20 protein-coding genes are annotated in these 21,224 nt (G+C 63.0%); 14 read left to right on the forward strand and 6 right to left on the reverse strand.

The window, feature by feature from the left end:
* Positions 1 to 284: 284 nt before the first annotated feature.
* The 5 genes from GHK62_RS22480 (at position 285) to pth (ending at position 6,625) form a co-directional block, all read left to right on the forward strand.
* On the forward strand, positions 285 to 1,466 hold the full coding sequence (locus tag GHK62_RS22480) for a benzoate/H(+) symporter BenE family transporter (RefSeq protein WP_153441291.1): 1,182 nt from the start codon (positions 285 to 287) through the stop codon (positions 1,464 to 1,466).
* A gap of 159 nt (positions 1,467 to 1,625) precedes the next feature.
* Complete coding sequence (locus GHK62_RS22485) at positions 1,626 to 2,243, forward strand: 50S ribosomal protein L25/general stress protein Ctc (protein WP_153441292.1); 618 nt, start codon at positions 1,626 to 1,628, stop codon at positions 2,241 to 2,243.
* 297 nt (positions 2,244 to 2,540) lie between these two features.
* The gene (locus tag GHK62_RS22490; protein WP_153441293.1) at positions 2,541 to 4,910 is read left to right on the forward strand and encodes a putative bifunctional diguanylate cyclase/phosphodiesterase; all 2,370 of its coding nucleotides are present in this window, start codon (positions 2,541 to 2,543) and stop codon (positions 4,908 to 4,910) included.
* 19 nt (positions 4,911 to 4,929) lie between these two features.
* Positions 4,930 to 5,670 (forward strand): substrate-binding periplasmic protein, encoded by a 741-nt coding sequence (locus tag GHK62_RS22495; protein ID WP_153441294.1) that lies wholly within the window; start codon positions 4,930 to 4,932, stop codon positions 5,668 to 5,670.
* Positions 5,671 to 5,905: 235 nt separating this feature from the next.
* The gene (gene pth / locus GHK62_RS22500; protein WP_153441295.1) at positions 5,906 to 6,625 is read left to right on the forward strand and encodes an aminoacyl-tRNA hydrolase; all 720 of its coding nucleotides are present in this window, start codon (positions 5,906 to 5,908) and stop codon (positions 6,623 to 6,625) included.
* A gap of 30 nt (positions 6,626 to 6,655) precedes the next feature.
* On the opposite strand, the gene clpS is transcribed toward pth, so the two are convergent.
* Positions 6,656 to 6,967 carry an ATP-dependent Clp protease adapter ClpS gene (clpS, locus tag GHK62_RS22505; RefSeq protein WP_153441296.1) on the reverse strand — a complete coding sequence of 104 codons (312 nt, stop codon included), beginning with the start codon at positions 6,965 to 6,967 and terminating at the stop codon, positions 6,656 to 6,658.
* 209 nt (positions 6,968 to 7,176) lie between these two features.
* Here clpS and ychF point away from each other — a divergent pair, with 209 nt between their 5' ends.
* The 3 genes from ychF to GHK62_RS22520 all read left to right on the forward strand — a co-directional run bounded on the left by ychF (position 7,177) and on the right by GHK62_RS22520 (position 9,308).
* Entirely contained in the window at positions 7,177 to 8,280 is a 1,104-nt protein-coding gene (gene ychF, locus GHK62_RS22510; RefSeq protein WP_153441297.1) for a redox-regulated ATPase YchF, read from the forward strand.
* A 105-nt stretch (positions 8,281 to 8,385) separates the two neighbouring features.
* Positions 8,386 to 8,841, forward strand: a complete 456-nt coding sequence (locus GHK62_RS22515; RefSeq protein WP_153441298.1) for a MaoC family dehydratase — start codon at positions 8,386 to 8,388, stop codon at positions 8,839 to 8,841.
* Entirely contained in the window at positions 8,838 to 9,308 is a 471-nt protein-coding gene (locus tag GHK62_RS22520) for a MaoC family dehydratase (protein ID WP_184108533.1), read from the forward strand. Before GHK62_RS22515 ends, GHK62_RS22520 begins: the two co-directional genes overlap by 4 nt.
* 36 nt (positions 9,309 to 9,344) lie before the next feature.
* Here GHK62_RS22520 and GHK62_RS22525 read toward each other — a convergent pair whose 3' ends face one another.
* Entirely contained in the window at positions 9,345 to 9,890 is a 546-nt protein-coding gene (locus tag GHK62_RS22525; protein WP_153441300.1) for an adenine phosphoribosyltransferase, read from the reverse strand.
* A gap of 351 nt (positions 9,891 to 10,241) precedes the next feature.
* On the opposite strand from GHK62_RS22525, the gene GHK62_RS22530 reads away from it, so the two are divergent.
* Complete coding sequence (locus tag GHK62_RS22530; protein ID WP_153441301.1) at positions 10,242 to 10,427, forward strand: DUF1059 domain-containing protein; 186 nt, start codon at positions 10,242 to 10,244, stop codon at positions 10,425 to 10,427.
* Positions 10,428 to 10,510: 83 nt separating this feature from the next.
* On the opposite strand, the gene GHK62_RS22535 is transcribed toward GHK62_RS22530, so the two are convergent.
* The 3 genes from GHK62_RS22535 to GHK62_RS22545 are packed head-to-tail and all read right to left on the reverse strand — an operon-like array spanning position 10,511 to position 13,022.
* Positions 10,511 to 11,773, reverse strand: coding sequence for a CCA tRNA nucleotidyltransferase (locus GHK62_RS22535; RefSeq protein WP_153441302.1), 1,263 nt, complete (start codon positions 11,771 to 11,773; stop codon positions 10,511 to 10,513).
* A complete protein-coding gene (locus GHK62_RS22540; RefSeq protein ID WP_153441303.1) occupies positions 11,770 to 12,402 on the reverse strand; it encodes a CoA pyrophosphatase in 633 nt (210 codons plus the stop codon). Before GHK62_RS22540 ends, GHK62_RS22535 begins: the two co-directional genes overlap by 4 nt.
* Positions 12,399 to 13,022 (reverse strand): DUF1285 domain-containing protein, encoded by a 624-nt coding sequence (locus GHK62_RS22545; protein ID WP_153441304.1) that lies wholly within the window; start codon positions 13,020 to 13,022, stop codon positions 12,399 to 12,401. Before GHK62_RS22545 ends, GHK62_RS22540 begins: the two co-directional genes overlap by 4 nt.
* Positions 13,023 to 13,286: 264 nt before the next feature.
* Between GHK62_RS22545 and GHK62_RS22550 the strand changes: the two genes are divergently transcribed.
* Genes GHK62_RS22550 through GHK62_RS22570 form a run of 5 tightly spaced genes read left to right on the forward strand, consistent with a single transcriptional unit; the run spans position 13,287 to position 20,581 of the window.
* Positions 13,287 to 14,300 carry an AAA family ATPase gene (locus GHK62_RS22550; protein WP_153441305.1) on the forward strand — a complete coding sequence of 338 codons (1,014 nt, stop codon included), beginning with the start codon at positions 13,287 to 13,289 and terminating at the stop codon, positions 14,298 to 14,300.
* Positions 14,301 to 14,303: 3 nt separating this feature from the next.
* Entirely contained in the window at positions 14,304 to 15,224 is a 921-nt protein-coding gene (locus GHK62_RS22555) for a DUF58 domain-containing protein (protein ID WP_153441306.1), read from the forward strand.
* A complete protein-coding gene (locus tag GHK62_RS22560) occupies positions 15,221 to 18,031 on the forward strand; it encodes a DUF4159 domain-containing protein (RefSeq protein WP_153441307.1) in 2,811 nt (936 codons plus the stop codon). Before GHK62_RS22555 ends, GHK62_RS22560 begins: the two co-directional genes overlap by 4 nt.
* A gap of 10 nt (positions 18,032 to 18,041) precedes the next feature.
* Positions 18,042 to 20,111 (forward strand): hypothetical protein, encoded by a 2,070-nt coding sequence (locus GHK62_RS22565; RefSeq protein ID WP_153441308.1) that lies wholly within the window; start codon positions 18,042 to 18,044, stop codon positions 20,109 to 20,111.
* Positions 20,090 to 20,581, forward strand: coding sequence for a GNAT family N-acetyltransferase (locus GHK62_RS22570; RefSeq protein ID WP_153441309.1), 492 nt, complete (start codon positions 20,090 to 20,092; stop codon positions 20,579 to 20,581). Before GHK62_RS22565 ends, GHK62_RS22570 begins: the two co-directional genes overlap by 22 nt.
* 28 nt (positions 20,582 to 20,609) lie before the next feature.
* On the opposite strand, the gene GHK62_RS22575 is transcribed toward GHK62_RS22570, so the two are convergent.
* The gene (locus GHK62_RS22575) at positions 20,610 to 21,170 is read right to left on the reverse strand and encodes a GNAT family N-acetyltransferase (RefSeq protein ID WP_153441310.1); all 561 of its coding nucleotides are present in this window, start codon (positions 21,168 to 21,170) and stop codon (positions 20,610 to 20,612) included.
* Positions 21,171 to 21,224: the final 54 nt, after the last annotated feature.

Below are 21,224 nucleotides of genomic sequence, written 5' to 3' on the forward strand. Positions count from 1 at the left end.
CCTTCGGCGCGAACAGGTCCGCCGATCTCCCGCTCGGCATACCCACGCCGCAGCACTATAGGCATCGATTGCGCGGCCGGTCCAGCCAGACGAAGGTCGCGCAATCAATCGCCTTCGTGGATATATCAAGTGACACAGTGCACCGAGCCGCGTGTTTTCAGACGCGCAACGGACAGTGTAGCGCTTTGAATTGCCGGATGTTTTTATCCTTAAATTGGGCATTGGGATATGCTACTCGATGCCGTCATTTCACGCCCCGCTCCCGCAACATCCGGTTGTTCGCCATGCTTCGCGACTTTTCCCTTCAAAGCCTGTTCATGGGCCTGCTGATCGCCTTTGTCGGCTTTGCAAGCTCATTCGCCGTCATCCTGAACGGCCTTGCCGGCGTGGGCGCAACGGACGCCCAGGCCGCCTCCGGCCTGATGGCGCTGTCGATTTCGATGGGGGTATGCGCAATCGTCATCAGCACAGTCACGCGGCTGCCAATCAGCATCGCGTGGTCGACCCCTGGCGCCGCATTGCTCGCAAGCTCGACCGCCGTCGCAGGCGGCTTCAATGCCGCGGTCGGCGCCTTTCTCGTTTGCGGCCTGCTGATCGTCATCGCCGGGCTTTGGAAACCGCTCGGCAAGATGGTTTCCTCGATCCCCTCGGCCTTGGCGAACGCAATGCTCGCCGGCGTGCTCATCGGCCTGTGCTTCGCGCCGGTCAAGGCAATCGCCTTCAACCCCCTCTTCGGCCTGCCTATCGTTCTCGCCTGGGCGCTGGTCGGCAGCATCAACAAGCTCTATGCCGGCCCGGCCGCCCTCCTCGCCTTCGTCCTCGTCATCGCCTTCGGCATCGAAATGCCTGACGGCATCTTGGCAAGGCTCAGCTCGGCGCTGATACCCCAAGCCGAATTCGTCTTCCCCGTATTCAACACTGCGGCCTTGGTTAGCATCGCCCTGCCGCTCTTCATCGTGACGATGGCGTCGCAGAACATTCCCGGCATCGCCGTTCTGAAGGTCAACGACTACCACCCGAATCCGGGCCCACTCTTTGCAACCACGGGTCTCTTCTCGATGCTGAGCGCGCCGTTCGGCGGCCATGCGGTCAATCTGGCAGCAATCACCGCGGCCATGTGCGCCGGCGTCGATTCCCATCCCGACCGCGCCCGCCGCTACTGGTCGGCAATTAACGCCGGCATTGCCTACATCCTCTTTGGTCTGCTCGCCGGCGCCGTTACCACCTTCGTCAGTCTCGCACCTCCGGTGCTGATCGAGGCCGTCGCCGGGCTTGCGCTTGTTGGCGCCTTTGCAAGCTCGGCCTTGGCCGCCTTCAGCGAAAGTCAGACGCGGGAAGCCGCCGCCATCACCTTTTTGGTAACCGCATCAGGCGTCAGCTTCGGCGGCGTTTCCGGCGCCTTCTGGGGTCTGATCGCCGGCGGCCTCATGCTCGCACTCGCCCGCTTGACCAAGCGGAGGGCGTGAACCATAGCGCCGCGCCTTGCATTTCCGCCCGATCTCCGCTATGGACCGCGCGTCCGCGCAGACACCCTTGGAGGCAACGCGGATGAAGCTGCCCGTCAGCTTCAGGTTTTTCCGCTTCTTTGACGGACGAACTCTCCAAATAACCAGAAAGGTCTACCCATGAGCCAGACTTACGAGCTCAAGGCCGAGACGCGCGAACGGGTTGGTAAGGGGTCCTCCCGTGAACTTCGCCGCAACGGTCTTATCCCGGCTGTCATCTATGGTGACAAGCAGGCCCCCCTTTCCATCGCGCTCTCCACCAAGGAAGTGACGATGAAGATCCACGCCGGCGGTTTCATGACCACCGTCGCGATCATCAACGTCAACGGCGAGAAGATTCGTGTCCTGCCGAAGGACTATCAGCTCGACCCGGTCCGCGATTTCACGATGCATGTCGACTTCCTGCGCGTCTCGAAGGACAGCCAGGTTTCCGTCCAGGTCCCGGTTCACTTCGAGAACGAAGAGAAGTCTCCGGGTCTCAAGCGCGGCGGCGCCCTGAACATCGTTCGCCATGAAGTCGAGCTGAACGTTTCGGCCGACAACATTCCGGAGTTCCTGACCGTTGACCTCACCGGCCTGAACATCGGCGACACCGTCCACATCTCGGACATCAAGCTTCCGGCAGGCGCGACCCCGGTTATCGCTGATCGCGACTTCACGGTCGCCACGATCGCCGGCCGCGTGATGGAAGCCGAAGAAGAAGCAGCAGAAGAGGCTGAGGGCGAAGCAGAAGAATAATCTGCATTTCGCATCTCGCCAGCCCGCTCAAGGCTGACAAGACAAACCCGCTCCATGTCGCATGGGGCGGGTTTTTCGTTTCCGGACGGGCGTGAGGCCGCCCGGGCTTGGCTTTTGCCAAGCATCATCATCCGCTAATGCAAGCACAGCGTCTCGGCTTCGCCCCCATGAAATCTCGGCGTGCAACTTCAGCAACATTTAAGGTTTGGATGATGTTCTGCCGGCGGGAGACGTCGGTGGCAATCCAAGAGAACCAGCAATGATTAAAGTGGCAGCAACTGCCGAGGGGAGCGCGCGATGATGCACTCGGTGGAAAACCGGTTTGTTGCGATCATCTGCGGCGCGATGTTTGTATTCGTCGCCCCATTGCTCGCACTCTTCCTCACCATATCGAGCGAACGTGTCGCACGCGAGCGCCTGCAGAATATCGAGCTTCTGATGGAAGCTAGCGGCGAAGCGCTCGGCAAGCCGATCTGGGATTTCGACCAGCAAGGCATCGAACGGATCGCCCGCTCCCTGATGAACGCCACCGATATTCGGGCCGTCGCCATTCACGATGCGGGTGGAAATATCCTTGCACAATTGCCGAAGGGTATTGGCGGCACGGCCGCCAGCCGCTCGCTGAAGACCGCGATCGCCTTTGATAGCGTCGAGGGCATCAAACAGGTCGGGACGCTCGAGGTCGTCGTCCCGACGCCCGGCATCCTTTCACGCTTCAGCAAGGACGAATGGACCGTCCTCGCCATTCTGCTTTTTGCGGTCGCGATCGTCTTCGCGGCCGCCCTCGTCGGCAATCGCTTCACGGTGATCCGCCCGCTGATGCGGCTGACCGCCGCGATCGAGGCGACACGCCGGCTGGGATCCCGCCACCGGGTCGACTGGATTTCGGACGACGAGATGGGCACGCTCGCCGCAAACTTCAACGAGATGCAGGATCGCCTGGAACGCGAGGAAACCGAACTCAAGATCGCGCACGAGCGCGCAACCGAGACCTATAACCTGACTCCGGCCATGCTCTTCTCGCTCGACGCGGCAAACAGGCTGAGCGCCGTCAGTGATTACTGGCTGCTTGCGACCGGCTATGCCCGCGAAGACGTCATCGGCCGCAACTTCACCGATTTCATTGATCCCGTGTGGCACGAAGCCTATCGCCTTCGCGCAAAGACGACCGCGGTCGACAACGACAACATCAGCGAAGTGACACTGCCCTTCCGCAAGGCCGACGGCGAATTCATGACCGTCCTGATCCTGGAATCGGAAATGGCTCATGGCGGCGATCTCTCGCTATCCGTCATGACCGATGTCACCGCGCTCAAGCAGGCAGAGAGTCGCAACCATGCCCAGGCGATCACCGATCACCTGACCGGACTGCTCAATCGCCAGGGCTTCGAAAGCGCCCTCGACGACGCAATCCGCAACGCCGACGCGTGCGGCATGCAGCTTGCCTGCCTGTTCATCGACCTCGACCGGTTCAAGTGGATCAACGACAGCTTCGGCCACGCCGCCGGCGACGCCGTCCTGCGCCGTACCGTCGAACTGGTCCGCGCAACGCTTGCCGCGGATGACGTAATGTCGAGGCTCGGCGGCGACGAGTTCGCCATTCTCGTTGCGGCAACGGATGTCGCCGCACTCGCCGCCGAGATTGGCGAGTGCATCTGCGCCGCACTGCGCGAGCCGATGCCGATTGCCGGCAACGAACTGTCGGTCAGCGCCAGCGTCGGCGTTTCCGTCTACCCGACGCATGCGACAAGCGCTTCAGACCTTCTGCTGAAGGCGGACATGGCGATGTATGCGCGCAAGCGCGACGGCAAGAACGGCCTGCGGATTTTCGACGCGAGCATGCTCGACACCGCGCGCGAGCGCCACGAGATCGAGCAATGCATCGAAACCGGCCTGAAGGAGGATTGGTTTGAAGCCTGGCTGCAGCCTATCGTCGGACTCGGCGACGGCCAGATCGTCGGTTTCGAAGCGCTGATGCGCCTCGATCATCCGGAAAAGGGACTGATGCCGCCCGGCAAGATCATCGGCATTGCCGAGGAGACAGGCACGATCGGCCGTATCGGCGACCGCGTGCTCGAGAAGGCGATCCGCCACCTCGCCGCGATCTCCGCGCTCGATGGAACGCAGAATACCTATCTGGCAGTCAACTTCTCGCCGCTGCAGTTCGAGTTGACACTGCCCCACAAGCTGGCTGCGCTGCTCCTCAAGCACCACATTTCGCCGCAGAGGATCGTCATCGAGATCACCGAGGCGGTGCTGATGCTGGACAATCCCGAAGTTCACGCCGTCCTCAAACAACTCAACGAGTTCGGCTGCCGCATCGCGCTCGACGATTTCGGCACCGGCTACTCGTCGCTCAGCTATCTCAATCGGTTCCCTGTCGACATCGTCAAGGTCGACCAGTCCTTCACCCGGTCGCTGAGCTCCGGTACAGCCGACGTCAGGCGCAAGAGTCGCATGCTCATCAAGGGTATTCGCACCATTTCGCATCAGATGGGATGCACGGTCGTCGCCGAAGGCATCGAAACGAAGGAGCAGTGGCAGCTTCTGCGCAAGCTCGGCGTGGATAATGGCCAGGGTTATCTCTTCAGCCGGCCCATGCCGATCGACGGTATGCTGGCCCTCCTGGAGAACGAATCCGAAGCCAAGGCGGCCAATCCGGCATAGCGCACATCGAAAAGGAGAAATGGGCGTGAAGCATCTGATCCTGGCGTTCCTGCTCGGTCTTTCCGCCACCGCTCACGCCGAGACGATCCATTTCGTCACCGAGGAGTATCCGCCCTATAACTTCTCGACCGCGAACGGCGTGAACGGCTCGTCGGTCGAACAGGTTGCATTGATCATGAGGGCCATCAATCTCCCTTACGAGACCGAGGTCCTGCCTTGGGCGCGCGCCTTCGCGCTTGCCGAAAACCAGCCTTTCCACTGTGTTTTCACCACGGGCCACGACGCCGAGCGGGACAGGAATTTCAAATGGGTTGAACCGCTGCTCGTCGATCACATGATCATGGTGCGGCGCAAGGGTGCGGCGATCGCGCCGCAGACGATCGATGAAGCCAAAGAGTTCGTCGTCGGAACACAGCGCGGAGACTTCTCCGCAGCCTATTTGAAGGCGCATGGTTTCGACAAGATCGACTATGCCGCCAACCTCGACTCCACGATGAAGAAGCTCGCCGCCGGTCGCATCGATCTGCTCATGACGTCGGAAAAAACCTTCGAGACCATGCGGGCCGATGGCATACCGGTCGAAGCGGTATTGGTGCTGGAAGGCAAGCAATATGGCATCGCTTGCCACCGGGACATGCCCGATGAGACCATTGCCCGCATGCAGGCCGAACTCAACCGCCTGATCGCCAGCGGTACGCAGGACCGGATCTTCGAACGCTACGGCCTGCGCCCGAACCGTATCGAACAGGCGGCGAAATAGGCGTTGACTTTGGCCGGGCCGCGATGATTTTGGGTTGAAACAGCGGGACGTGGCGGAACTGCCCCTCTCCTCGGGTTCAACCCGAGGACTAGCCCTCTCCCCGCAAGCGGAGAGGGGGACAAGAACGGCACAGCGAGTCCCCTTCGCCCCGCTTGCGGGGAGAAGGTGGCCGGCAGGCCGGATGAGGGGCGAGCCACCCTCCGCGCCAAGCAGGAAGCATCAGGAGTACGGCGACATGCTGATTATCGCGGGACTTGGCAATCCGGGTGCGAAGTATGCCGGGAACCGCCACAATATCGGCTTCATGGCGGTCGAGGCGATTCAGCGTCGCACGAGCTTTTCCTCGTGGTCGAAGAAGTTCAAGTCGGAAGTCTCCGAAGGCGAAATCGCCGGTGAACGCGTGCTCCTGATGAAACCGCAGACCTACATGAATCTGTCAGGAGAGGCGGTCGGCGAAGCCATGCGCTTCTACAAGCTCGCGCCGAAGGATATTGTCGTGATCTACGACGAACTCGATCTTCCTGCCGGCAAGGCACGGATCAAGACTGGCGGCGGCCACGGCGGCCACAACGGCATCAAATCGATCGACGCCCACTGCGGCAAGGACTACCGCCGCCTGCGCCTGGGCATCGGCCACCCGGGTGTTAAGGACCTCGTGCACGCCCATGTGCTCGGCGACTTCGCCAAGGCGGATCAGGCCTGGCTTTCGCCACTCCTGGACGCCATCGCCGACAACGCGGACATGCTGGTCCGGGGCGAGGATTCGCAACTGATGAACAAGATCGCGCTTGCGACCGGCAGCAACCCGACTGACGAAAAGCCGCAGGCACCGAAGAAGCAGCCCGCGCAATCCCATATCCACCAGGCCCGCAACGCAGCGCAGCCAAAAAAACTTCCCACCACCGGCCCAATGGCCGAGATGCTGAAGAAGATGTTCGGCTCGAAAGGGGATTGAGGAAGGGGGATTGAGGAAGAAGGGCCGAGCCTACTCCTCCGGCTCTGTCGTGAACATCAGCGGATAGCCCGCTTCCTTGCCGACATCCGTCGCCTCCTTGGCCTTGGTCTCGGCGATGTCCCTGGCGCAGACGACGACGACCGAGGTGCCGAGCTTGTGTGCCGTCATCATCACCCGGTAGCCGGTTTCCTCGCTCATCCGGAACACGGCCTTGAGCACCATGACCACAAATTCACGTGGGGTGTAGTCGTCGTTGACCAGAATGACCTTATAGAGCTTCGGCCGCTGCAGCTTAGGCTTCGATCTGGTCTTGAGTCTTGGGGCAACATCGCTGTCACTCATCGGAAATCCACCCGTTGATGACATGAGGAGGCGATCACCATCGCGCGGACAATATCGCGCGTCGGACATGCGCATTCAAGGGAAGGCCGGAATGCTACAGCGTCCTTTGCGCGTCTGACAAGGCGCGCGGCGGTTCAGAAGAGCTTGACCGCTCCTCTCCTTTACCCCATAGCCACCGCCAAGCAATCCGAGAAAGACAGGTTTTAGCCATGGGCTTCAAATGCGGTATCGTCGGGCTGCCGAATGTCGGCAAGTCCACACTCTTCAATGCGCTCACCAAGACGGCAGCGGCGCAAGCGGCAAACTATCCCTTCTGCACGATCGAGCCGAACACCGGGGAAGTCGCGGTTCCGGATCCGCGCATGCGCAAGCTCGCCGACGTCGCGAAGTCAAAGGAAATCATCCCGACGCGCATCTCCTTCGTCGATATCGCCGGCCTCGTGCGGGGCGCGTCCAAGGGCGAAGGCCTCGGCAACCAGTTCCTCGCCAATATTCGCGAGGTCGACGCCGTGGTCCATGTGCTGCGTTGCTTCGAAGACGACGACATCACCCACGTGGAAGGTCGCATCCACCCGGTTGCCGATGCCGAGACGATCGAAACCGAACTGATGCTCGCGGATCTGGAAAGCCTGGAGCGGCGCACGGACCAGACGCGCAAGCGTGCCGCCGGCAAGGACAAGGACTCGATGGCACAGCTTCCGGTGATGGAAGCCTCGCTGAAGCTCCTGCAGGAAGGCAAGCCGGTGCGCACCCTCCTGTCGAAGCTCGACGCCGACGAATTGCGCATTCTCCAGGGCCTCAATCTCCTCACCGCCCATCCGGTGCTTTACGTCTGCAACGTCGCCGAAAGCGATGCCGCCACCGGCAACGAGCACACGCGCGCGGTCGCCGAAATGGCAAAGGCTCAAGGTGCGGAAACCGTTGTTATCTCGGCCGCGATCGAATCGGAGGTCGCACAGCTGCCGGAGGAAGAGGCCAAGGAATTCCTTGCTGCGCTCGGCCTCGAGGAGGCCGGTCTCGACCGATTGATCCGCGCCGGCTACAAGCTGCTCGACCTCATTACCTATTTCACGGTCGGCCCGAAAGAGACACGCGCCTGGACCATACCGCGCGGCACCAAGGCGCCGCAGGCCGCCGGCGTTATCCACACGGATTTCGAGCGCGGCTTTATTCGTGCGAACACCATCGCTTATGATGACTATATTTCGCTCGGCGGCGAAACCGGCGCGAAAGAAGCCGGCAAGGCGCGCGACGAAGGCAAGGAGTACGTCGTCCAGGACGGCGACGTCATCCATTTCCGCTTCAACACCTGACGCGGTGGCTATGCGGCACAGCGCCGTCCTTAAATTGTCTTCGATTTGAGGAAACATACGGTAGAGCCGCATAGCAGCACATCTCCGGCAACGAGGGAGGCCGGCATGCTCTATTTCGAAGACTTCACGCCAGGGCGGCGCTTCGACTATCATCCGGTCGCCGTGCAGGCGCCCGACATCATCGCCTTCGCCAGCGAATTCGATCCGCAGCCGATGCACTTGGATGAAGAGGCCGGCAAGCGTAGCATTCTCGGCGGGCTCTCCGCCTCGGGCTGGCACACGAGCGCGATCGGCATGCGTATGATGATCGACGCCTTTCTCGGCAATTCCTCCTCTCAAGGCTCGCCGGGCATCGACTTCATGGATTGGAAGAAACCGGTGATCGCAGGCGACGTGCTGACAGGCTTCAGCCTGGTGCTCGGCGCCCGGCAGTCGAAGTCGAAACCTGACGTCGGCATCGTCAAGTTCCGCAATGAGATCAATAACCAGACGGGGGAAGCGATCGCGGTTTCGGAATGCTCCGTCCTTTTCCGCCGCCGCGACCGGGGGCAGCGGTTGTGATGACATTGGCGGAACTCTACGCAGCCGGCCGAAAAACCGTGATCGGCAGTCTGACATTTACGGCAGAAGACATCGTCCGCTTCGCGCGCAACTTCGACCCGCAGTCATTCCACCTCGACGCGGAAGAGGCCAAGCACTCGCTTTTCGGCGGGCTTTGCGCGTCCGGTTGGCACACGAGCGCCGGCTGGATGCAATGTTTCGTGCGGTTCTGGAGGGATGAGATCCGACGCCTGGCGGCCGAGGGGCTGCACGCGCCGAACCTCGGCCCCTCACCCGGCTTTCGCGAACTCAAGTGGCTGAAGCCGGTCTATGCCGGCGACACGATAACCTACGCCGTCACCTTTCTCGAAGCGCGGAGCGTCGCGTCGAGACCCGGATGGCGCATCAACACCATTCTTTGCGAAGGCGAGAACCAGCACGGCGAAACCGTCATCCAGTTCGAAAGCAAGGTGATCGAATTCACCTGAGGTTGGCGCGTTGCGCGCCGCCCATACGCCAGTGCTTCAATGTCCCGCGAATTCGATCAGTGTGCGGACATTGACGCCGAGGGCTTCGAGCTTCCTGCGCCCGCCAAGCTCTGGCAGATCGATGATGAAGCAAGCAGCCACGATATCCGCTCCCATCTGCTGCAGAAGCTTGACGGCGCCTTCGGCGGTCCCGCCGGTGGCGATCAGGTCATCGACCAGGATCACCTTCTCGCCCGGTTGGATCGCATCCCTGTGCATTTCCATCTCGTCCACGCCGTATTCGAGGCTGTAGGCGATGCGAACCGTATCGTGCGGCAGCTTGCCCTTCTTTCGGATCGGCACGAAGCCGGCCGAAAGCTGGTGGGCGATCGCACCGCCCAAGATGAACCCACGCGCCTCGATGCCGGCGATCTTCTCGATTTTGGTTCCAGCATAGGGGTGAACGAGTTCGTCGATCGCGCGGCGGAAAGCCCTCGGATTGCCGAGCAATGTCGTGATATCGCGAAACATGACGCCTGGCTTCGGGTAATCCGGAATGCTCCGGATGGAGGAAATCAGTTCCGATTGAACGGTCGCGGTCATGACGAAAAAATAGCCTCTGCGAGTCTCATGGGAGGCAAAGCCATACCATCAACAATGTGCAATTCTATAGAGGTTTCTTCGCGTTGCCGTCAGAAAGCTCACCCTCCCCGCCGCAAACCGCAAGGCCTTGCAAAATCTCCGCAGGGCATGCGGAACAATTTGGCGGCGTCGGTGTTAATGTTGCGCTTGAATTTGCAAGGCACGCAATGGGGCGTAGCTGCGCGTGCGGCGTCGTGCGCCTTTCGAGACGCGGAAAGGACGCTGTAGCGCCTTGAATTGCTGCATGTTTTTACCCCAAAATCGGCTAAGGAAACATGCAGGAGAGCCAGCAGCAGAGGAAGGAGGGCCACCATGCGCTTGTTTGAATGCGGTTCGCTCGTCCCGGGTTGTGAATGGCACACCCGCGCCGACAATGATGCGGAAATCGTCCGTCGCGTTGTGGAGCACATGCGCGTGACCCATGGCGAAACGGTCATCCGCGAGAACATGATCGACAACATCAAGGTTCGTATCGTGGACGAAAGCAAGGCCGCCTGACCGGAGCGGGGCAAGCGCCCTTTGCTGCCTTCGGATCGGATGGACCGCGGAGCGGTATCGCTCCGCCGACGTTACTTGGGTTGTCACGTCGAATCGCGCACCATCGATTCGAGCCGGGCTGCGAGCGCTGCCCGGCCGGGAGCGAAATTGCGCTCGATCCAGAAATTTTCGAGCTCGGACAGCACCTCGCCGACCTTGGGACCGGCCGGAATGCCGGCCTTCAGGACATCGGCTCCGGTCAAAGGAAAGACCGGGCGCTGCCACTTCATCGCACGCGAAAGAAGCCGCTGAAACGCGGCCGTTTCGGGAAGGAGCGACGGATCGTTTTCGGACAGGCGGCGCGACGATGCGAGAGCAAGCCGCAGACGCGTAGTGATCCCGTCAGCGCCGGAGCGATAAAGCTGGCGATCGAGAGCCGCATCCGCGAGCGTTGCGGGAACCGCCGGTGCAGTGGCAAACCGCGCGAAATAGGCGGCCTCCGCCTTCGATAGACGCAATCGCGCCGCCATGGCATCGAGCCGTTCCGCATCCGGCGGAACGATCGCCGCCAGCCTGAGCAGCGGATCCGGCTTCCAGGAGAAGGCCTTCTCGGCGGCAATCAGGCCGGGAATGGCGTCAATGCCCCACTTCTCGGTCTCCGGCAGGATTTCGGAGAGCACGCCCGCTTGGCGCATCCACAGCAGTGCGCGACCTGGGTCATCGGCGGCGAGCAGTTTCTTCGTTTCGGACCAGACCCGTTCCGCCGAAAGCGTCGAGAGCTTCGCACGCGCCTGTGCGCAGGCCCGCAGCCCATCTGCGTCGGGTCGGCCGGCGCCGTAATAGGCAAAGAACCGGAAGAAGCGCAGGATGCGCAGGTAATCCTCCCGGACGCGCTCGGCGGCATTGCCGATGAAACGCAGCGTCCGGCTCTCGAGATCGGCAAGGCCGCCGACATGGTCGATTACTTGACCATTGCTGTCCGCATAAAGCGCATTGATCGTAAAGTCACGGCGCTCCGCATCCGCCCGCCAGTCGGTCCCGAAAGCCACTTCGGCGCGGCGCCCGTCGGTTGCAACGTCGCGCCGCAGCGTCGTCACTTCATAGGGCGTCCCGTCGATGACGAGGGTGACCGTGCCATGCTCGACACCGGTCGGCACGACCTTGATGCCCGCTGCCTTCGCCCGTTCAGCAACATCCTCGGGCCGCCAGGTGGTCGCCATGTCGACATCGCCGGCCGGCAGTCCCATGAGGCTGTTGCGGATCGCGCCGCCGACCACACGCACCTCGCCGCCGTCGACGTCCAGGACGTCGAAAACACGCCGGAGCGAGGGAGCCTGAAACCACGCCTCAGCGGCAACGGAAGTCATGCATAAAGCCTTTCGTAGAGCATGCGGACGATCCCCGCGGTAATCCCCCAAATATTCCGTTCGCCATAAGGCATGCGGTAGAACTGCCGCTCCGCACCCTGCCAATGGCTGCGTCCGCGCCCGTGATTGACAGGGTTCATCAAGAAAGAAAGCGGCACTTCGAACACGCTTTCCACCTCTTCCGGATTGGGCGCGAGTTCGAACCCCGGCTGCACGACCGCGAGCACCGGCGTGATGCGGAAGCCCGACATGGCCATATAGTGCGGCAGACGGCCGATCGTCTCGACGAAGCGGGGGTCGAGGCCGATCTCCTCCTGCGCCTCGCGGAGCGCCGCAACTTCGATGGACTGATCCTCGGGATCGACGGCCCCGCCCGGAAAGGCCACCTGACCCGAGTGCTTGCGCAACGTCGACGTCCGCTGGGTAAAGATCACGCTCGCGTCTTCGCCATCGTCGACGACCGGCACAAGCACGGCCGCGTCCTTCAAATGGAGAGTTTCGAGGTAGGGCACGATGCCCGGATTGAGCAGGAAATCGCCGTGATCGCGCCAGGCCGTCTCGACCGGCCCACCGGCCTGGGCGAGCGCCCTGCGGCGAAACTCGTCGGCGGAAAAGGGATGATTTGTCATTGCGAGAGGGCTTCCAGCTCCGCCGCCGGCATGATCGGAAAGGTGGCGCCGGACGATTTGACGCAGAACATGTCGACGCCATCGATCTCGACCGTTTCGCCCAGTTCGACAATGTCATACATGACCGGCCTCGATACGAGCGCCTCAAGCCGCCCACGCACATGAAGGTAGGGCTTCAGTTCGCGATTTTCGCCGTGGACGACGAAGCGGAGGGGATGCTCCGGCCCGGCTTCCACCACATCGCCAACATTGGTGCGAAATGTCAGGACATTTTCGCCATCCTTGTCAGTAACGCTCATCTCCACGGCGATGAACGGAGCGTCCGCAATGCGGATGCCGACCTTTTCCACTGGCGTGACGAGGTAGGTCCTGCCGTCCTCGTCCTTGCGGAGCACGGTGGAAAACAGCCGGACGAGCGGCTGGCGACCGATCGGTGTTCCCATGTAGAACCACGTTCCGTCGCCACGGATTTCCATGTCGATGTCGCCGCAAAACGGCGGATTCCAACGGTCGACCGGCGGCAATCCCCGCGCTTCACCGCCCCTCTCGCCGGCGGCGCGGGCAATCAGCGCGGCAAGGCCGGCCGCGTCGCCCGTTTGCTGAATCTTGGCCTCTGCCATCGTTCCGTCCCGTTTGGTCCTGATCTTGCTTTTGAAGCATAACGCGTTCAGACGAACGTGCGAGGGATGCTCCGGCCTCCGGTTTTGGGGCATTCCGTCCGCATCGACGAGCATGCGGGATGCACGGCGAGCGTCCTGCAAGCTCACGACATAGTGCGTTGGCGGCGGCTTGTCAGCCGCCTGCCAGGGTCTAAATTGAAAAATACGGACTGAATATCAGGCAATGGCGATTCGGTTCAGCAGCGACGATCTGGGAGAATTGCGATGAGTGTTATGAAAAGCGCGACAGATGCGGCCGACGAGAAGGCAATCGTCGCGGCCGCGGAAGCCGCACTGGGTGAGATCGCGCTCATACGCGCCGAAGTCGGCAAGGTGATCTTCGGCCAGGAAAGCGTGATCGAGCAGACGCTGCTCGCCGTGCTGTCCGGCGGCCATGCGCTGCTCGTTGGCGTGCCGGGCCTTGCCAAGACCAAACTCGTTGCCACGCTCGGTACCGTGCTCGGGCTCGACAACAGCCGTATCCAGTTCACGCCCGACCTGATGCCTTCCGACATTCTGGGCTCGGAAGTGATGGACCAGGACGCCGCGGGCTATCGGTCGTTTCGTTTCGTCCCCGGCCCGATATTCACCCAGCTGCTGATGGCGGACGAGATCAACCGCGCCTCGCCGCGCACGCAGTCGGCGCTGTTGCAGGCCATGCAGGAGTACCACATCACTGTTGCCGGCGTCCGCAAGGACCTGCCCCAGCCGTTCCACGTGCTCGCGACCCAGAACCCGCTCGAGCAGGAGGGAACCTACCCCCTGCCGGAAGCGCAGCTCGACCGTTTCCTGATGCAGGTCGATGTCGGCTACCCCGAGCTTGCCGCCGAACGGCAAATCCTCCTGGAAACGACCGGCGTCGCTGAAGCCGAAGCGCGACCGGTGATCGACGCCCAGCGCCTCCTGCAGATCCAGAGTCTGATCCGCCAGATGCCGGTCGGCGAGAAGGTGGTCGATGCCATCCTGTCGCTCGTGCGCTCTGCCCGCCCGGGCAACGGCAACTCGACCACCGACAAGAATGTCGCCTGGGGCCCAGGTCCGCGTGCAGGCCAGGCCCTGATGCTGTGCGCCCGTGCGCGCGCCCTCTATGACGGCCGCCTGGCGCCTTCCGCCGACGATATCCTGGCTCTTGCCGAACCCGTGCTGCAGCACCGCATGGCGCTCACCTTCGCCGCCCGTGCGGAAGGCATGACTGTGCGCGACGTCATCGACGGCCTGGTGAAAAGAGCCAAGGGTTAATGCATGGCCTCGATCGGGCACATAGTCGCGCGTACCCCCTCCGGCGAAGTCCTGTCGCGCGCTCAACAGCGCGCAATGCTCGTTCCGGACTGCCTTGTCGAAGCTCGCAGGATTGCCAACACGGTGATCTCCGGGTGGCATGGCCGGCGCAAGCGGGGTATCGGCGAAAATTTCTGGCAGTTCCGCCCCTATAGCGAGGGCGAAAGCCTGTCTCGCATCGACTGGCGCCGCTCCGCCCGCGACGACCATACCTATGTCCGCGACCGCGAATGGGAGGCGGCCCATACCATCTGGCTTTGGGCGGACCTATCCCCCTCGATGATGTACAAGTCGACGCTCGGCGCGGTTTCGAAGGAAAGCCGTGCACTGGTGCTGATGCTGGCGCTTGCGGAAATTCTCGCCCGCTCCGGCGAGCGGATCGGCTGCCCCGGCGTCATGGAGCCGGTCTCCGCGCGCAATGCAGCCGAACGATTGGCAACGGCGATCATGCTGAGCCAGCTTTCCGAGGGCCTGCCCGAGACCAGCATGATCCGCAATGCCAGCGATCTGGTGCTGATAGGCGATTTTCTCGACCCGGCCGACAAGGTGATGGAGCGTCTTGCTCCGCTCGCCCGCCGCGGTTTCCGCGGCCATATGGTCGAGATCGCCGACCCGGCCGAGGAAGTCTTCCCCTATGCCGGGCGAACCGAATTCACCGACCCGGAGACCGGCGAAAAGCTGACCGCCGGACGCGCAGAGATCCTGCAGGAGGATTATCAGCGCGCCTATCTCGCCCGCCGCGACAGCCTGGGCTCGAGCCTCAGGCATCTCGGCTGGACCTTCATCCCGCATAGGACCGACCGCCCCGCCTCCGAGGCGCTGGTTGCCGTGCACATGTATCTTTCCGGAATGCCTGGACGCGCAACGCATGGAGGTCTGCTATGATCGGCGGCCTTTCCTTCGTCTTCGCCAATCCTGCCATGCTGGCCGCGCTTGTCGCGCTGCCGGTGATCTGGTGGCTTTTGCGGATGACGCCGCCTCGACCAGCGGCCGAGGTCTTTCCACCGCTGCGCATCCTCGCCTCGGTTCTGAAGCGCGAGGAGACCCCGTCGAAGAGCCCCTGGTGGCTGACGCTTCTCAGGATGATGATGGCGACCGCCGTCATTTTCGCGATCGCCGATCCGGTCTTCAATCCGCGCACCAACACGCTCGCGTCCTCCGGCCCGCTCGCGCTTTTGATCGACAACAGCTGGGCGACGGCGCCCGATTGGGAGCGGCGGGTCGAGGCTGCCTCGGCGCTCATCGACGACGCGGAGTCGAGAGACCTTGCCGTCTCGATCGTTTTCACCGGCGAGCGACAGCATAATGCGACGCCGGGATCGGCCGGAGCCGCGCGCAACCGCCTGGCTGCCGCGTCGCCCGAACCGCTTCCGGCCGATCGCCGCTCCGCGATCGCGGCCATGCGGACGACCTTCAAGGGCTCAGCACCCGGCACGCTCGCCTTCGTTACAGACGGCATCGAAGCTGTTGACGGCAAGACGATGGAGGCACTTGCCGGACTTGGCGCGGCCAACCTCCGGGTGATCGAGGCCGACGGCAGTCAAGCGATAGCGCTGACCGACAGCAGCAACGAAAACGCCGGCATGTCGGTGACCGCGAGCCGGTTGAAAACCGATGATCGCCGTTCCGTGTCGATCGTCGCTTACGATACGCGTGGCCGCGCCATCGCCGATGGCGCGATCGATTTCGCGCCCGGTGAAGCGGTTGCGAAGGGAACGATCGCCGCGCCCTTCGAGCTGCGCAACGATTTCGCCCGCATCGGCATCGAAGGCGCCGCGACCGCAGGCAGCGTCCACTTGCTCGACGATGGCTTCCGCCGCCGTCGCGTCGCTCTCCTGAGCGGCGAGGCTCGCGATCTTTCCCAGCCCCTGCTGTCGCCGCTCTACTACATCAACCGGGCGTTGGCTCCCTATGCCGATCTCATCGAACCGCGCGAGACCGACCTTGCCGTTGCCATTCCGGAACTTCTGGAACAACGGCCCTCGGTCCTGATCATGGCCGACATCGGCCGCTTGCCGGAAGAGATGTATCCGCTCATGAAGAAGTGGATCGATAATGGCGGCACGTTGATCCGCTTTGCCGGGCCGCGGCTTGCGGCGGCACCGGCCGACGATCCGCTCGTCCCCGTGCCGCTGAGGCAAGGTGAGCGGGCGCTTGGCGGAGCGCTTTCCTGGTCCGAGCCGCAGCCGCTCGCCGACTATCCTGGCAACGGCCCCTTTGCCGGCATGCCACGTCCGACCGATATTCTCGTCAAGCGGCAGGTCCTGGCCGAACCTACGGCTGACCTCGCCGAGCGGACCTGGGCAAATCTCGCGGATGGAACGCCCTTGGTGACGACGGCGGTCCAGGGATCTGGACGCATCATCCTCTTCCATGTCAGCGCCGAGGCAACCTGGTCGAACCTGCCGATTTCCGGGCATTTCGTTGAAATGCTCCGCCGCAGTGTGCAGCTTTCGCGCAGCGGCGGCGTCGCAAGCGAAGGCAAGGTGCAGGCGCAGACGCTGGCACCCTACCGGCTGCTGAACGCCGACGGCGTCCTTGTTGCCGAAACCGGCAATGCGCGGCCGCTTAACGTCGCTCCCGGCAAGGCGCCGCTTGCAACTCCGGAAAACCCGCCGGGGCTCTACGGTTCCGAAGACGGTTTCACGGCGTTGAACCTGCTTCCGCGCGACGCGCAACTCAAGCCGATCGACATGGCGGCGGCGGGCCCGCACAGCTCAGAACGGCTGACCGGCGAGGAAAGCTGGTCGCTGAAGCCTGCTCTCTTGACGCTGGCACTGCTTCTGCTCCTTACCGACGCCATCGTCGTTCTCTTCATGGGCGGAGCCTTTTCGCGCATACGGATGGCAAGGAGCGCCACCGCAGCCCTCTTCGTGCTGTGTGGCACCCTTGTCCTCCTGCCGCCGCAAGCGTTGGCGGATGACACCCGTCCGGACGACCAACAGATCCTCGAACACCTCGATACGACCCATCTCGCCTATGTCGTCACCGGGGAAGACGAGGTCGATCGTCTCTCCGAACGCGGTCTCACGGGCCTTACCGATTTCCTGACCTATCGCACGACGCTCGAGCCGGGCGCGCCCGTCGGGCTCGACATTTCCAAGGACGAACTCAACTTCTATCCAATCATCTATTGGCCGATCTCCGCCAATGCGCCGATGCCGAGCCCGCAGGCCGTCAGCCGCATCGACGCCTATATGCGCGCAGGCGGCACAGTGCTCTTCGACACCCGCGACCAGTTCTCCTCGCTCGGCGCCTCGTCGAACGGGACGAGCCCGAACAGCGAACGGCTACAGGCGATCCTAGCCAATCTCGACATTCCACCGCTGGAGCCCGTTCCGAGCGACCATGTGCTGACCAAGGCCTTCTATCTGCTCACGAATTTTCCGGGCCGCTACACCGGCAGCCCTCTCTGGATCGAGGCGCAATTCGACAATCGCGAAGGGCCAAGCGACCGCCCGGCCCGGTCAGGAGACGGCGTCACGCCGATCATGATCACCGGCAACGACTTTGCCGGCGCCTGGGCCGTGGACACGAACGGCGTCGCGCTCCTGCCAACCGTTCCGCCGGACGAGATGCAGCGCGAATACGCGTTCCGCTCCGGCGTCAACATCATGATGTATATGCTGACCGGCAACTACAAAGCCGACCAGGTGCACGTGCCCGCCCTGCTCGAGCGGCTCGGTCAGTGAGGACCGTTCGATGACCGTCGACTTTGCACCATTTCTCCCCTGGCCCTATCTCGCGGCGCTGATCCTTGCGGCGGTCGCGCTCGCGGCACTCGGCCTGTGGCGTCGCGTTCGCGGTGCCTGGTTGAGAACGGCGGCGCTGGCGGCGTTCTGCCTGGCGATTGCCAACCCATCGGTTTTCCAGGAGGAGCGCGAGCCGCTTTCGACCATCGTTGCCGTCGTCGTCGACCGCAGCCAAAGTCAGAACAATGACGGTCGCCGCGAACAGACCGACAAGGCGCTTGCCGATCTCAAGGATCGCCTCTCACGTTTTCCACAGATCGAGACCCGCATCGTCGAGGCCGCGGATAGTGCCGAAACCGAGGCGCCTTCGACGAAGCTCTTCGGCGCATTGGCGACCGCGCTTGCCGACGTGCCGCCGGCGCGGGTCGGCGGCGCCGTCTTCATCACCGACGGACAGATCCACGACGTTCCCGACGTCAATCAGAAGCTCGGCTTCGATGCGCCGATCCATGGCCTGATCACCGGCAAGCCGGATGAATTCGATCGCCGTATCGAAATCGTCAGCGCGCCGCGCTTCGGCATCGTCGGCGAACAGCAGAAGATGACCTTCCGTGTCGTCGACGACGGCGCCGCTCCTGGCGGTGGCGCCGAAGTGACGATCCGCCTCAACGGCAACGAGATCGCGACCGAGCATGCGGAGCCGGGCACCGACGTGCCCTTCAGCTTCACCGTACCGCGCGGCGGCAACAACATCCTCGAATTCGCGGTGAACCCCCTCGCCGGCGAAGTGACCGAGGTCAACAACCGCGCCGTCCACGTGCTCGACGGCATTCGCGAGAACCTGCGCGTGCTCCTCGTTTCGGGTGAGCCGCATGCGGGCGAGCGCGCCTGGCGCAACCTGCTGAAGTCCGACGCGGCGGTCGATCTCGTCCATTTCACCATTCTGCGTCCACCGGAAAAGCAGGATGGCACCCCGATCAACGAACTCTCGCTGATCGCCTTTCCGACACGCGAGCTCTTCGTCGACAAGATCAGCGAGTTCGACCTGATCATCTTCGACCGCTACCAGCATCGCGGCGTGCTGCCGATTCTCTACTACGACAACATCGCGCAATATGTGCAGAACGGTGGCGCCCTGTTGATCGCCGCCGGCCCGGAACATGCCGGCGACGACTCGATTGCTGCCACGCCGCTCTCGGCAGTCCTGCCCGCGACCCCCACCGGCGCCATGAATGACAAGGCGTTTTTCCCCCGCCTATCGGAGGAGGGAAAGAAGCATCCGGTCACGCGCGGTCTCGAAGGCGCGGCGAGCGAGCCGCCGCGCTGGGGTCGGTGGTTCCGTACCGTCGACGTGGACCGTCCGCTCGGGCAGACGGTTATGGAAGCGGCCGACGGAAAGCCGCTGCTCGTTCTCAACCGCGTCGGCAAGGGGCGTGTGGCGATGCTTTTGTCCGACCAGGGTTGGCTGTGGGCGCGCGGATTTGAAGGCGGCGGACCGCATGTTTCGCTTTATCGGCGCACGGCCCACTGGCTGATGCAGGAACCGGCGCTCGAAGAAGAGGCGCTGACGGCGCGCGCCTCCGGCCGCACGCTGGAAATTACCCGGCAGACGATCGAAGGCGATCCCGGCCAGGCGACGCTCACCTATCCATCGGGCAAGACCGAAGAGGTCACGCTGACGGAGCGTGAACCGGGCCTCTACAAGGCCGAAGTCAAAACGACGGAAACCGGCCTCTTCGAAGTGGCCAATGACGAGCTCACGACGCTCGTCCATGTCGGCAATGTCGATGCACCGGAATTCAAAGCAGCGATCTCCACCGAGGAAAAGCTCCGTCCCTGGGCGGATAAAACCAAGGGCCTCGTGCGGCGGCTGGCGGATGCCGATGGCCCGGTCGATCTTCCCTCGATCTTGCCGGTGCGTGGCGCAGTCCGGGTGGCCGACGACGAACGCCTCTCGCTGCGCATGACGGACGAGACGGTGCTGAAGGGCATCAACTCCCTGTCCCTGTTCGGCGGTCTCTTTGGCCTCGCCGCCCTGCTCTTCCTGATCTCATCCACCTGGTATCGCGAGGGTCGGTGACCAGCAGCGAGATAACGATCGCGGACCTGCGTGCCGTGCCGCACTTTGCAGCGGATGTCGCTGATCGGGTCTGGCGGGCCTGGTGGAAGCCGAAGGGCGTGCCGTTGGAGCATGTTACCGATCTGGCCCGAGAGAATCTCGGAAGCGGACCGGTACCCGTTGCCTTGGTCGCTCACCGCGGTCCGACCTTCATGGGCACGGCCTCGGTCATCGCTTCCGACATGGAGGAGCGGCCGCACTTCACGCCCTGGGTCGCCGCCGTCTGGGTGGACGAAATGTTCCGGCGGCAGGGCATCGGCGGTACCATCGTCAGCCATGCCGCACGCGCCGCATTCGCAGCCGGCGCCGATACCGTCTACCTTTGTGCCGTCCCGGCAAAAAGGCCTTTCTACCAGAGGCTTGGCTGGTCGCTCCATGAACGGGATGTCGGAGGCCACGGGCTCGACGTTTTCACGCGCAAGTCGATCTGAGTGCACACCATCATAGATGCGCGTCGAATCAGGCGGCAGCGCCCTCGGCCTGCGTCTCTGCGGCGAGTTCGGTCACCGGTGCAACGCTGTCGTCCCGCCAGCAGATCATGCCGCTTAGCCGCGCGTGGACATCAGCCGCCATCGGCACCACCAGAACCCTTGCCGGGTCGACAGGCCCTGGAAATTCGAGCGCACCGTAGTGTACCTTCTCGAAGCCGAGCGGCTGGTAATAGGGCGGGTCACCGACGAGGATCACCGCTTCCGAACCCTTCCGCCGCGCAGCTTCGACGGCAATGCGCACGAGCTCGCGGCCAATGCCCCGGTTCTTGTGCGAGGGCCGCACGGCGAGCGGGCCAAGCAGGTGCCCCCTCACCGACCCGGCCATGACCGGCGTCATCCGCACGGAGGCGATCGTCTCGCCATTGTCGGCGCAGATGAAGGACAGCGAACGGTCATGGGGACCCTGCTCGCGAATCCGGGCGGCGGCGCGCACGAACCGCCCGGGTCCGAAGGCTTCTTCGTTGATGATTTCGATGGCTGCGTCGTGTGACGCGTCTTCAGTCAGATAGACGATGTCGTGCTTTTTCATGGATATCGAGAACCAAGCATGCGGACGGACAATAGGGATGGCGCGCCCCCGAAA

The sequence above is a fragment of the Sinorhizobium terangae genome, from assembly GCF_009601505.1.
In the GTDB taxonomy this organism is placed as follows: Bacteria; Pseudomonadota; Alphaproteobacteria; order Rhizobiales; family Rhizobiaceae; genus Sinorhizobium; species Sinorhizobium terangae.

Coding starts and splice junctions, on each gene's coding strand:
- GHK62_RS22485 (WP_153441292.1), top strand. CDS start 1,626: ATGAGCCAGACTTACGAGCTCAAGGCCGAGACGCGCGAACGGGTTGGT.
- GHK62_RS22540 (WP_153441303.1), bottom strand. CDS start 12,402: ATGACAAATCATCCCTTTTCCGCCGACGAGTTTCGCCGCAGGGCGCTC.
- GHK62_RS22530 (WP_153441301.1), top strand. CDS start 10,242: ATGCGCTTGTTTGAATGCGGTTCGCTCGTCCCGGGTTGTGAATGGCAC.
- ychF (WP_153441297.1), top strand. CDS start 7,177: ATGGGCTTCAAATGCGGTATCGTCGGGCTGCCGAATGTCGGCAAGTCC.
- clpS (WP_153441296.1), bottom strand. CDS start 6,967: ATGAGTGACAGCGATGTTGCCCCAAGACTCAAGACCAGATCGAAGCCT.
- GHK62_RS22535 (WP_153441302.1), bottom strand. CDS start 11,773: ATGACTTCCGTTGCCGCTGAGGCGTGGTTTCAGGCTCCCTCGCTCCGG.
- GHK62_RS22525 (WP_153441300.1), bottom strand. CDS start 9,890: ATGACCGCGACCGTTCAATCGGAACTGATTTCCTCCATCCGGAGCATT.
- GHK62_RS22545 (WP_153441304.1), bottom strand. CDS start 13,022: ATGGCAGAGGCCAAGATTCAGCAAACGGGCGACGCGGCCGGCCTTGCC.
- GHK62_RS22555 (WP_153441306.1), top strand. CDS start 14,304: ATGGCCTCGATCGGGCACATAGTCGCGCGTACCCCCTCCGGCGAAGTC.
- GHK62_RS22490 (WP_153441293.1), top strand. CDS start 2,541: ATGATGCACTCGGTGGAAAACCGGTTTGTTGCGATCATCTGCGGCGCG.
- GHK62_RS22515 (WP_153441298.1), top strand. CDS start 8,386: ATGCTCTATTTCGAAGACTTCACGCCAGGGCGGCGCTTCGACTATCAT.
- GHK62_RS22565 (WP_153441308.1), top strand. CDS start 18,042: ATGACCGTCGACTTTGCACCATTTCTCCCCTGGCCCTATCTCGCGGCG.
- GHK62_RS22480 (WP_153441291.1), top strand. CDS start 285: ATGCTTCGCGACTTTTCCCTTCAAAGCCTGTTCATGGGCCTGCTGATC.
- GHK62_RS22560 (WP_153441307.1), top strand. CDS start 15,221: ATGATCGGCGGCCTTTCCTTCGTCTTCGCCAATCCTGCCATGCTGGCC.
- pth (WP_153441295.1), top strand. CDS start 5,906: ATGCTGATTATCGCGGGACTTGGCAATCCGGGTGCGAAGTATGCCGGG.
- GHK62_RS22575 (WP_153441310.1), bottom strand. CDS start 21,170: ATGAAAAAGCACGACATCGTCTATCTGACTGAAGACGCGTCACACGAC.
- GHK62_RS22495 (WP_153441294.1), top strand. CDS start 4,930: ATGGGCGTGAAGCATCTGATCCTGGCGTTCCTGCTCGGTCTTTCCGCC.
- GHK62_RS22550 (WP_153441305.1), top strand. CDS start 13,287: ATGAGTGTTATGAAAAGCGCGACAGATGCGGCCGACGAGAAGGCAATC.